The 12,385-nt window shown below is 52.5% G+C and carries 7 protein-coding genes; 5 read left to right on the top strand and 2 right to left on the bottom strand.

What is annotated here, in order from left to right; genetic code table 11:
* Positions 1 to 50 precede the first annotated feature (50 nt).
* The gene (locus tag KHA84_RS06600; protein ID WP_213422734.1) at positions 51 to 2,003 is read right to left on the bottom strand and encodes a 5'-nucleotidase C-terminal domain-containing protein; all 1,953 of its coding nucleotides are present in this window, start codon (positions 2,001 to 2,003) and stop codon (positions 51 to 53) included.
* A gap of 42 nt (positions 2,004 to 2,045) precedes the next feature.
* A complete protein-coding gene (locus KHA84_RS06605; RefSeq protein WP_213422735.1) occupies positions 2,046 to 6,599 on the bottom strand; it encodes an endonuclease in 4,554 nt (1,517 codons plus the stop codon).
* 372 nt (positions 6,600 to 6,971) lie between these two features.
* Here KHA84_RS06605 and KHA84_RS06610 point away from each other — a divergent pair, with 372 nt between their 5' ends.
* From KHA84_RS06610 to KHA84_RS06630, 5 genes are all read left to right on the top strand, one after another.
* Positions 6,972 to 8,567, top strand: coding sequence for a sensor histidine kinase (locus KHA84_RS06610; protein WP_213422736.1), 1,596 nt, complete (start codon positions 6,972 to 6,974; stop codon positions 8,565 to 8,567).
* 11 nt (positions 8,568 to 8,578) lie between these two features.
* Positions 8,579 to 9,247 carry a response regulator gene (locus tag KHA84_RS06615; RefSeq protein WP_213422737.1) on the top strand — a complete coding sequence of 223 codons (669 nt, stop codon included), beginning with the start codon at positions 8,579 to 8,581 and terminating at the stop codon, positions 9,245 to 9,247.
* Between the two features lie 159 nt (positions 9,248 to 9,406).
* Entirely contained in the window at positions 9,407 to 10,381 is a 975-nt protein-coding gene (locus KHA84_RS06620; protein ID WP_008297929.1) for a tripartite tricarboxylate transporter substrate binding protein, read from the top strand.
* Positions 10,382 to 10,420: 39 nt separating this feature from the next.
* Complete coding sequence (locus tag KHA84_RS06625; protein WP_008297928.1) at positions 10,421 to 10,870, top strand: tripartite tricarboxylate transporter TctB family protein; 450 nt, start codon at positions 10,421 to 10,423, stop codon at positions 10,868 to 10,870.
* A gap of 15 nt (positions 10,871 to 10,885) precedes the next feature.
* On the top strand, positions 10,886 to 12,379 hold the full coding sequence (locus tag KHA84_RS06630; RefSeq protein WP_008297927.1) for a tripartite tricarboxylate transporter permease: 1,494 nt from the start codon (positions 10,886 to 10,888) through the stop codon (positions 12,377 to 12,379).
* Positions 12,380 to 12,385: the final 6 nt, after the last annotated feature.

A 12,385-nucleotide genomic window follows, 5' to 3' on the forward strand; every position in this document is an offset into this window, starting at 1 on the left:
CGGCTTCAGCCCCGACCAAAGGGCTGAAGCCGATTTGTCTGATTCCGCGATTAATTCCTTACCTCACCATTGTTTTTAAAGGTGTAGACCGTTCCGTCGATTTCGAGTGTGCCTCCGGCTTGACGCTTGCCGTCATCGTGGAGATAGTAGGTTTTTCCGTTTTTCGGGTCTTTCAGCCAGCCTGTTTTCATGGCCCCGGTTTTAACATCAAAGTAATACCAGTCTCCATCGACTTTCGTCCAGCCTGTGCGGAGATCGCCGTTTTTATGGAAGTAGTACGTTTCCCCTTCAACTTCTAGCCAACCGGTCACTTCATTTCCTTTGTAGTCCAGGTAGGACATCTTGCCGTTTTTCTGTGTGGTCCATCCGATCGGTTCAAGGCCGCCCGGGTCGGCAGTGATCCGGCCTTCGACCTGTGGATTCACAGTGCCGAGGGATTGGATGTAGTCGATGAACATTTCCCAGTCTGCAAAACCGGGCTCGCTGACCCGTCCTTCTTCATAGGCCTGTGCGAACATGTCATAGCCGTCTCCGCCCTTGGCGGTGAAAATGTTGGTTGCCACCTTGTACATCGCTGAAGGGTCGATTTCAGTCGTGTTGCCGTCTTCGCCGACTACGCTTGCATCAAATACCCGTTCGCCGGCCGGCTGTTCAGGGTCGAACTTGAACTTCATGCCGGCTACGTGGAGAAAGCCGCCGGAAGTCGTCGGATAGGCGGAAACACTGTGCTCAAGGGCGGACAGGATTTCGGCTCCGCTCAGTTCCATGATGGCAAGGGAGTTTCCGAACGGCATGACGGTACGGACTTCACCGAACGTGATGTCCCCTTCTTTTATGGAAGCACGGATGCCACCGCCGTTCGTCAGGGCGATCGAAGTCGCGCTGTCGATCGTCTTGGCTTTTGCGAGCATGCCGTCTGTGATGAGATTGCCCAGGTTCGTTTCCTGTTTGCGTACATTTTCCCGCTCGCCGTCAAGGGTAGTGAGGGCGGTAGCCCCGGTCGACTCTTGATTAATCTCTTCGACCCGGTCTGTATACGGCTGGAGGATTGCCGCATAGTCCGCGTCTGCTTCAGCAGCGGACGTGTCATGAAGCTGTCCTGAGTAGGACGTGATAGCGCCGCTGTCGTCGAATGTCACATCGAGCTGCCCGAGGAATTTGCCGTATTCAAAGGCCTGGACGATGACCGTCGGCTCGTTTCGTTCATCCTGGTAGACGGTAGGTTCGCTGAGTTCCACATGGGTGTGTCCGCCGACGATAACGTCGATGCCTTGCACGTTTTTCGCCAGGAGCAGGTCATTGTCATACATGGGTGAATCATTATAGCCGATGTGGGTGAGGGCGATGATTTTGTCGACGCCCTGATTCCGGAAAGCATCAACAGCTTCTTGTGCCGCCGAAATGTAGTTGCTGAATGCGACCGACCCGACGCTTGAGATGTCCGGTGTTTCTTCCGTCGTCAGTCCGAAGATCCCGACCTGCTCACCGTCGATTACTTTGACGATGCCCTTGTAGATGCCTCCGCCGCTGAAGTCGGATGTGTAGACTTCGTGCTGGAGCCCATCAAAAAGCGCATCGCCGGAAAAGTCGACGTTCGCCGAAACAAACGGGAACTGCGCACCGGCTACGAATTCGCTGAGTTTCTGGTGGCCTTCCGGTCTTGATCCGAGGTCGAATTCATGGTTGCCGAAGGTCATGGCATCGTATCCGAGCATATTCATCAGTTTCAGGCTCGCTTCGCCCTGAAATTCATTGAAATAAAGGGTGCCGGTAAAGACATCCCCTGCATCCAGCAGAAGATGGTTCGGATGCTCGCTTCTGATTTGTTCAACAATCGTTGCCCGTTTGGGAATTGTATCAACATGCGAATGCGTGTCGTTTGTGTGCATGACGGTGAGGTCGAAATCGCCTTCAGCGGCGAAAATGTTCCCTGGAATACCCGAGAAACCAAGTGCCAGGAGTACTGCGGCGGCAGATGATTTGATCCATTTGGAGTTCTGCATAAAAATCCCTCTTTCTCATTGTGATTAATGTAGGAGTCCGGTTCACGAAGCCTGTTCCATTTTGGTGTCAGCCGCGCCGTTTCCGAAAATCGATTCCACCCATTCCGGATTGTCGATGAACGGGTTGCGGTTGCCCTGGATTTCGAAGATGACCTCGTTCCTGTGCTGTTCAAATTCGCTGACCGGGTCCATCTCATGCCATTCGAGGAGCACGGACAGTTTGCCGTGGAAAGGGGCACTGCCGTTGTTCACTTGCTCATTCAACTCGAGATCGACACGGTCGCCTTCCTCATAGCGGGTCACCATGTAGAAGAGCATCCGTGCAACGTCACCTTTCACTTCATCAGGTGCTTCAAATGAATCTCCGTCGCGCAGGCAGCCGCTGCAGTTGTTGACCGGGTTGCCGCCGTAGTCAAAGTCAAGGTTGCCGCGGGAGCTGTTCACCTGGACGTCTGTCGGCCGTAGGTGATGGATGTCTGTGCCGGGGCCTTTGGATGTCCCGAAATCACCGTGGGATTTTGCCCAGACATGCTCACGGTTCCAATCTCCGACCATGCCGCCGTTTCGGTCCTTGGAGCGGGATTGCTGTGAGTAGAACAGGATGACGTTGTCCGGATTATTCGGGTCCTCATCCGTCAGGCGCAGCGCTTCCCATACTTCGGAATAGGAGAGGACCTCCTGTTCCGAGATGATGTCGTGGAGGGCGGCTTTCAGGGCTTCGCCTTCCAATCCTTCCGTGCCGCTGTAGTAGCCTTCAGGACCAACCGGTTCTTCCGGGTCGGCAGGCTGTTCCGCCTGTTCGACTGTCACGCTGAAGCGGGCGGTCGCGCTGGCTTTTCCGTCAGTTGCTGTCACCGCTATAAGATGCGTGCCGGTTTCCAGGTCGAGCGTCAGTGTGCTTCCGGAGACGTTCCCTTTTGTCGCCGAGTAGGTGAGGGCGTCACCGTCAGGATCTGAGAAGTGTTTTGACAGATCGACGGAGACTGTCTCGCCTTCGGTTGCAGCTTTATTTTCAAGGGGAGCGGACACTTCAGGTGCCTTATTTGTTTCCGGGGCTGGCTCCTCCTCACCAGGAAGGCCGATCAGCCGGCCTTTGGAATCATAAAGGGTCAGATACTCCGAAGAAGCTTTCTTCTCAAATTTAATGGATTGGATGTTTTCGCCGCCGCGGATTTCAAGCGGCTTCGCGCTTTCGATGATCAGTTCCTTTACTTCGGTGCCCTTGGCGTCGATGATCGTGCCGTCATTTTTCGGCTTCACAAAGACCGTCTGATTTTTGAAGCCTTCGCCGTGGAGCTCGGCGTAGCGGCCATTCAGGTAAAGACCGTCCGGGATGACGCCGTGTTCATTGATCGTGACGGAAACGCTCTGCTTACCGATCGTCACTTTCTTTTTGTCAGGCTTGTCGAAGACATAATGGTCCTCCGGCACGATCGGCTCGAATTCCATGCCCTGTGCGAGGTCTATCTGCACCATAAGCGGGTCGTGGTCACTCGCGCGGCCCGCCATGTCGGTGAAGTCGGCGTTGATGTGCAGGATATCAATCTCTGTATCTTCTACGAGGTTGTTCGAGACGACGATGTGGTCGAGCACCTGCGAGTTGCCCTGATAAATATACGTGTAGCGGTCCGGCGCTTCGACATGGTGGATCATGTTCGTCATGATGTCGCCTTCGAGGATCTTGAGCGGTTCCGCGAACTGGTAGTCGTTGAAATCACCGACGGCAACGACATTCGCATCCGGATTGTCTGCCTTGACGTCTTCAACGAAACCGTTGACGAGTTTGGCGATCTCAATACGCTGCGCTTCGCTGCCAAGGACCGGTGGCTGGATCTTGCCGAAGATCGGTGTGTCGCCGCCTTTTGAGTTCCAGTGGTTCGCAATCACAACGACACTTTCGCCCTGGAAGTCGAACTGGGCGGCAAGCGGCTTGCGGCTGTCTTCAAATGCCGGGTCGTTCGGCGCGATGCGTCCCGGGTTCAGCGTGAGCTTGCCGTCTTCGTAGCCGACTGCGGTTGTCGCATCACCGTGAGGAATCCCGTCAGTGAGGGAGACGCGTTCCGGGTTGTAGAGGAATCCGACGCGGATGTTCGCACCTGGCTGGCCGCCGTCTTCGTCGTTGACCGGGTTGATGTTAGCGTACTCATATCGGACGCCGCCCGCTTCGACAATGGCGTCGATCAAGCGCTGGTAAGATTCGGATGCATCGGAGTCGCCGGCGTCAGGACCGTTATTGTCCTGGACTTCGGTCACGCCGACGATATCAGGGCTCTGCATGTCAACCGCAATTGCGCGGGCGAGCTTGCGTGCCTTATCATCGGACGTGGTCTTTTTGTTGTTCGAGAAGTTCTCGAGGTTGTATGAAGCGATTGTGAGCTTGTCCCCATCCTTGACGAGAGTGGTCTGTTCCGGCTCCGTATCGCCTTCCACATGGTTCGCCTTCATCTCATCAAGGGAAGCGAAGATCTTGTAGTTCTGGTAAGAGTAGCCGACGACGCCGGTGTTCGGGCCTTCGAACCGGTCGCCTGTCGCGACTTCGAAGTCACGCGCCGGCCCATTCGGCTCCAGACGGAACTGGATGCGCTCCGCGTTCTGGTCGCCTTCCTTATAAAGGATGCCGCCGTGAATCGTTTCCTCAGGCCAGTTTTCAAGAACGGTGACAAGGTCGCCGTGTTCCTGAGGCCCGACCGCACGGAGGTCACCGACCGTCACACGCATTCCTTCGAGGCTTTCCCAGAAGTCGATGGCATCGGACTCCGGATCGAAGACGGTGAGCTGATCATCGTCGACGGTCTCGGCCGGGAGGTTCGACTCGTCGATCACGACCGGTTCCGGAAGGTCGAGGCCGCTTTCGACCACGCTTACTTGTCCGCCGCGATCATCACGCACATTGATCTGTGTAATCGGGAGATCGGTTTCCTGGCGGTCGGAGTAGCCGTCGATGGCATACTCGCTCACTTCACCTGAGACGGAAACAAGATCGCCGACCTGGACCGGCCAGCCATTGCGTCCTGCATAAAGTGTGATCGCTTCTGAAGTGTGCGGATTATCATCCGCAAGCTCATCAGGCGTCTGGATGTGGTAATAGTGGGAGCCGTTCAGTTCGTAATGGTACGTGACGATACCTTCCACGCCTTCGACACGCTGGCCATCGAACGAGGAGAAATGATCCGCACCCTGGATGTCATGAATCTGGAGTGCTTCGGTGATGGTGTACTCAAATGTGGAGACTTCGCTGAAGTCACCTTCCGCGTTACGGATAACGGCTTTCAGGACAGTATCTTCACTGATTGTGACCGGTCCTTCAATGACCGTTCCGTTTTCAGCCGGATCGGATCCGTCAATGGTATAGAGGATATCTGCATCCTTCGTAGTCGTCGTGAGGGTCACTTCCTGAGGGCCGACATATGTGCCGGATCCGGGAGTTGCCGATGCAGGACGCAGGATCGTGCTGTCAGCAACGATGTCGCCGGCGCCGCGAGGGATGATCTGGTAGCCATCATCGAATTGCTGGACGATGCCTGTGACCGACTCGTAGGCCATGCCTTCTTCCAGGCCGAGCTGGTTGGTTTCGTCGCGGACGATGAATTCACCGTTGCCGTCTGTCGCTGTGAAGTTCGCCCATGATCCGCCGCCGGACATGTCGCCGAGCGTCACGCCGCTGACGGTGACCAGCTGCGACTCAAGCGCTTCGCCGATCTGGTCGCCCGTGACGGATTTGCCCGCCGGTGCTTCCGCATCTGCGCGGCTGACTACGGTCGCCCCGTCCAGCTGGAGAAGGCCGCGGTAGTCGGCGAGAGTTCCGGTCAGGGTCACTTCTTCGCCGACTTCAAGACCGAGGGAAGTCGGGCGGACCGCGATGCCGCCTGTTTCGTCCTGGATGGAAATGGTGTTCTTTAGATTGGCTGCGACCACACCTTTGATGGTAACCGTCTCGCCAAGAGGGAGAGCCCGGGCATCTGCGATGGAGAGGGTGTCAACCGGCTGTTCCGGATCGGCCGGGCTTCCATCCTGAAGGTGGGTGCCCAAATTCGTGAAGTCATCTTTTCCGAGCGCATCCCATTCAACGGTACGGTCGAACGAATCATCAGCGATCTTGTCGCCGGATGCGACCGTAGCCTTGCGTACAAGCGTCAGGTCCGTTCCGAAATTGGCCCTGGCGCCGACCTGTCCGAAAGAATCGATGACCTGCCCGTCCTTTTTCAGGACGACCGCATCGTCACCGTTAAAGTTGATGACGGTCTGGTTCAGAAGGTCAGCTTTACCGGTAATGTCAGAGGCCGCCTGGTTATGGGCCAGGACATAGGTTTCGCCTGGTGCAAGCGTTCCGGTCAGTTTCAGGGAGCTGCTCGGTGAAGTTGACCCATTTGCATACAGTTCAAGGGTGTAGACCCCGAGATCCACTTCCGTTCCGGTGCCGTTATAGAGTTCCAGTGCCTTGTTAAAGCTGCTGCCCTCGATGTATTCCGAGATCAGCAGGTCTTCCGCGGCAGTTTCCGCATTTGCGGTCGCCGGGATCGCGGGAACCATCAGGCTCAGCATGAGGCTTGCGGACAGCAGGCCATTGAGCGGCCTTCGCCAACGCTTTTGGTCCATTTAGATTTCGCTCCTTTTTATGGGTGTTCATTATGCATCGTGGGGTAGAATCATAGGCAATTCAATAGAATCAACGGAAACTTAGTAAAGCTTACAAAGTCTTTACACGGGACTTATGATTCAGGTTGTTTTCCTCCCTTCCCGTTAATCATGGAGCCGGTAAATTTAGGTGACAATAGCATTTATTGAAGTTCAGATTTTTGATTCTATTAAACTATTCGGATTGGATCAGAAATTGGAGGGGCCGGAAGGGGAATTAGGTAATTGGACTTGTTCAGGGAGGGTCTAAAGTAGGCGAACCTCATTCAGTATCCTGTAACCTGTTGCAGACAAATATGTTATGATGAGAAAAAAGAATTGGTTGAATTTTTAATGAAAAAACAGAAACTAACACAGGGGATCATAACGATTCAGCTGAAAATATTAGGGTTGGTAACTGCTCTGATATTGTTTATCGTTGCGGCCATTACTGGTATTTACATATTTTTTGAATACAAAGAAGACATGGCAGATGCAGAACGGATGGCTTTTCAGACTGCGAAAACGCTGTCTTATATGCCGACGGTGCAAGAAGCTCTTCAAGACCAAGATGCGATTCCAGAATTAAGAAATCTCATGGATAATTTGCTTCGTGATACCAATGCTTCCGCAGTTGTGATGACTGAGGGAGAGCGGTTTTTTGTCACGATGGGGAACGAAGAGATGATTTTGAAGGTTTTCGATCAGCCTCCGATAGAGAAGGCGCTTATTTTTGGCAGTTCTTACACCGAGAGAATAGGGAAAGCCGATAAAATGGCTTTGGTGGGTGTCTCACCCCTTATGATTGCTTACGGTGATTATCAAAAGGTGAATGGTGCAGTCATGGTCATTCATGACGGGGGACTGATCATCAAGAGCGTTATCAGGGAGTCCGTTCCCATACTAACAGTTTCAACAATCGCTCTAATTGTCGGTTTGATCGGAAGTCTCCTGTTGGCCAAGGATATTAAGAAAGATACTTTAGGACTCGAACCAAAAGAAATCGCCTTTCTATACAAAGAACGCAAGACAGTGTTCTCCTCGTTAAAAGACGGGATGATTGTGGCAGATGAGAGTGGACATATACGGATGATGAATCCGGTAGCGAAAAAGCTCTTTGGTGTTACAGGCAGTGTAAGAGGGATGCCGCTCATTCATGTAGTCAGTGATCCGGGATACCCCTTCCTGAAAGATGATTTTCAAGGGGATGAGGAATTTGAGATTGGAGACCAGACCATCATCGCCAGCAGACAGGACATTCGGGCAGCGGGACGGATTACGGGCACGATTTTCATGTTTAGGGATAAAACTGATTTGAGGAAAATGTCTGCTTCCCTGTCTGAAACCCGTCGCGTAACTGAAGACTTGCGTGCCCAGACACATGAATTTAAAAATAAGCTGTACGTCATCTTGGGTCTGATCCAGCTTAACAAAAACGAACAGGCGATTTCTTTTATTCTCGATGAAACACAAAGCCAAGAGAACTATGTCAGGCTTGTCTCATCGTCGATTCGTGATGAAAAACTGCAGGCAATCATTCTCGGAAAACTGGCGAAGGCTTCCGAACAGCATGTCTCCTTCAAGATAGATCCGGGTTCGTCCCTGGCGAGTCTGCCTGACCATATCGACCTAAACGGATTGGTAACTATTCTTGGGAACCTGATCGACAATGCGTTGGAGGCAGTGAGAAAACAGAAAAATGGAGAGGTTGTCCTGTTCGTGAGCGATATGGGAACGGACATCCTTTTCGAAGTGTCTGATAATGGTCCGGGCATTCCTGAAAAAAACATCGACAGGATATTCGAACGCGGGATTTCCGGGAAAGGGCCGGGAAGGGGATATGGACTGGCGAATGTGAAAAAGGAAGTGGGGTTGCTTGGAGGAGAGATTGAAGTCCAGTCCAATCCCGAAGGAACCACTTTTTCAGTATTTCTTCCGAAAAACAGATAGGAGGACTGGAAATGCTTAATGTTCTGATCGTTGAAGATGATTTCCGTGTTGCGCAAATTCATGAAAGTTTTCTTGAACAGGTTCCCGGATTCAGGCTGGCAGGCAAAGCACGTGATGCAGCAGAGTCCCTGCAGTTTCTGAAAAATGGCGGAATCGACGTCGTCCTGCTCGATGTCTATATGCCGGACCGGCTCGGGACCGATTTGCTGTCTGAAATAAGGGAAGAACATCCGGGCGTTGATATCATCATGATTACTGCGGCGGACGAAACGGCAATTATCGGCAAAGCGTTGGATTATGGCGTGTACCGGTATCTGGTCAAGCCTGTGGATAAAGAGGAATTCAGAGAAGCGCTAAATGAGGTCAAGAAAAAGCGGACTCTCCTTAAAGGGGAGCGGGTTGACCCGGATGCTTTGAACCGGTTGTTCGGTACCGGAACCAACTCTACTGAAGACCTTCCGTCCGGAATCGACTCCGTCACTTTGAAAAAGGTAACCGAATTGATCGAAAGACATCCGGAAGGTGTTTCTTCCGAACAGGCCGGCAGTTTGCTTGGAGCTTCCAGGACAACGGCCCGACGTTATTTGGAATACCTGACGGGAATCGGCAAGGTACGTTCAGAAAGCGTGTATGGCATTGTAGGAAGACCCGAAAGACGATATTTTCCAAACGGCGGTTAATTCCGCCGTTCTTTTATTTCCTTGAACTTTATGAACTTTATTTACAGAACGTTAATAAAACACAATAGTTTGCAAACGTTTACATGGATAAGTCGGGCTATTAAGATTTAGTTATTCAATTCAGAAAGTAACTGAGATTAATGAGGAGGACGGATAGATATGAAGAAATGGTTGCTTATCGCAGGGGCAACGCTTGCATTGGCCGGTTGCGGAAACAGCAATGCCGAAGATGGGGCAGATTTTCCGAACAAGAATGTTGAAATTGTCGCGCCCGCATCGCCGGGAGGCGGGTGGGACTTGACTGCGCGTTCGGTCCAGAAAGCATTGCAGGATAATGAACTCGTCACCGAAAATATTAACGTTCAGAATAAGCCTGGCGGCGGCGGAGAAGTGGGATGGAAGTATCTTGAAAAGCAAGATGCTCACACATTGGCCGTCAACTCCAGTCTTCTGATTACCAATAACCTGCTGGGTACCAGTGAATTAACCCATGAAGATTTCACTCCACTGGCGATCCTTTCCACGGAATGGCTTTCCATCGCAGTGGCTCCGGATTCGCCATACTCAAACCTTGAAGAGCTGATGAATGCAATTAAGGAAGACCCCAAGTCAATCAAGATTGGTGTAGGACCGGCACTGGGCAATAACGACCATCTGTCACTTGTTCAATTGGCGGGCGAATACGGTATTGATGCCAAAGACTTGAACTTCCTTGTGTATGAGGGCGGCGGTGATGTCGTCACGGCACTGCTGGGCGGCCACGTCGATTTTGTGACCACTTCCATGTCCGAAGTCAAGGAGCAGCACCTCGCCGGAAAGCTGAAGATTCTTGGGATTTCCTCCGAGGAGCGTGTAGAAGATCTGGAGGATGTTCCAACGTACCAGGAGCAAGGGGTCGACATGGTCTTTCCTCACTGGCGCGGAATCATGGGCCCTCCGAATATGACGGAAGAAGAAATTGCTTACTGGGATGAGCAACTGGCCGCCATGGCGGAAACCGAGCTGTGGCAGGAGATCGTTGAGAACAATGACTGGGATAGCTATTACATGAACAGCGAAGAAACCTCAGCGTTTCTCAAGGAACAGACAGAAATGTATGAAAGCCTTGTAGAGGATGCAGGCATGGGTCAATGACCCTTACCTGCTTTTCCTTTCGAATAAGGAGGAATGGGTATGAAATGGTTTAAGCTCGGGATGCCGGTCTTCCTGATGATTGTGGGTCTGGCATTCCTGATCTCTGCGATTAATCTGCCGAAAGCAAACCTGGGGAATCCGAACGGCCCGCTTTATTTTCCGGTCGGCATCAGCATCCTGCTGATTGTGCTCTCTGTGATTTATCTGATCCAGGAACTCCGAAAAGCCCGTGAAGCCAATGATCATATCAGGGAATTGTTCACCGGGCGGACCCCTGTGCTGATCCTCAGCACGATTGTACTGGGTGTCGTGTATGCACTGATATTTGAAACGCTGGGCTTTCTCGTTTCGACGATTCTGTTCCTCGGGGCACTGCTGTTCGTCGTCAACGGCCCCAGGAAATGGGTCTCAAATATTATTGTGACACTCGCATTCTCATTCATGACCTGGTATGCGTTCGGCGAATTGCTGGGCGTCAGCTTGCCTTAAGGAGGGGGAAACAGCATGGATGCATTTATTGAAGGACTCACAACGTCCCTCCAGCCAATGAATATTTTGTGGATAGTGATCGGCGGCTTCCTGGGTACGGTTGTCGGGATGCTCCCGGGACTGGGTCCCGCAACAGCTGTTGCCGTCCTCATTCCTGTCACATTCGGGATGGATCCGGTCAGTGCCCTCATTCTGATGGCGGCCATCTACTATGGTGCCATGTACGGCGGCTCAAGAAGTTCGATTCTGCTTAACACGCCGGGTGACGGATCGGCCATCGCGGCCACTTTCGACGGATATCCGATGGCCAGGCAGGGCAAGGCCGGGGAAGCGATGGCACTTTCCGCAGTGGCTTCGTTCGTAGGCGGCATTATGGCAGTATTCGGTTTCATTCTCCTGGCCCAGCCATTGGCAAACTTTGCGCTCAGGTTCGGCCCGGCCGAGTATTTCCTGCTCATGCTGCTGACATTATCCGCGATCGTCTCGCTTTCGATGGGCAAAATGGTCAAAGGGTTCATTTCCATGAGCCTGGGGCTTCTGATCGGCACAATCGGAATTGATACCCAATCAGGCGTTTACCGCTTCACTTTTGGAATTACCGAACTGAGTGAAGGACTCGATTTCCTTATTGTCATTATCGGGATTTACGCTTTGGGGGAAGTGCTATTCAACTTCCTGACTATTGATGAAGACAGTAAAAAAGAGAGGAAAAAGGTCGGCAAGATCTGGTTTACGAAAGATCAGTGGAAACGGTCACGTATGCCGATGCTGCGCAGCGGTCCGCTAGGATTCATCATCGGCGTACTGCCGGGAGCCGGCGGAACGATCGCATCGATGCTCAGCTACTCGTCGGAAAAGCAACTTTCCAAAAAGCCGGAAGAGTTCGGGAAGGGTGCCCCGGAAGGGCTTGCTGCTCCGGAGTCAGCAAATAACGCCGCTTCGGTAGGCGCGATGATTCCGCTCCTTACGATGGGCATTCCGGGTTCCGGTACGACTGCGGTCATGCTTGGAGCACTGATTATGCTCGGGATACGGCCGGGTCCTCTGCTTTTTGAAAACCAGCCCGAAACGGTCTGGACACTCGTCAACAGTATGTTTATCGGGAACGTTGCACTCGTCATTATTAACATTGTCCTTGTCGGATTGCTGGTGAAAATTCTTGATACACCGGCGAAAATTCTTTATCCGCTCATCGTCATGCTGGCATTCATCGGTACATACACGCTCAGCTACACGGCATTCGACTTCTTCCTGCTGATCCTTTTCGGATACTTTGGTCTGGTTATGAAGATTCTTGATTTCCCGCTGGCACCGCTGATTCTCGCGGCCATTGTCGGGGGCGACATGGAACAGAATTTCCGGATGGCTCTCTCTGCATCGAATGGCAGTCTCGGAATCTTCTTCAATTCGGGAGTATCCATCGCGCTGTTGGTGCTGATCATTCTATCGCTTTGCTACCCACTGATTGTCAAGGCGTTCCAACGCCGCAAAGCCGATCCTATTTCGTAAACAAAG

It is taken from the genome of Bhargavaea massiliensis (assembly GCF_018390575.1).
GTDB lineage: Bacteria > Bacillota > Bacilli > Bacillales_A > Planococcaceae > Bhargavaea > Bhargavaea massiliensis.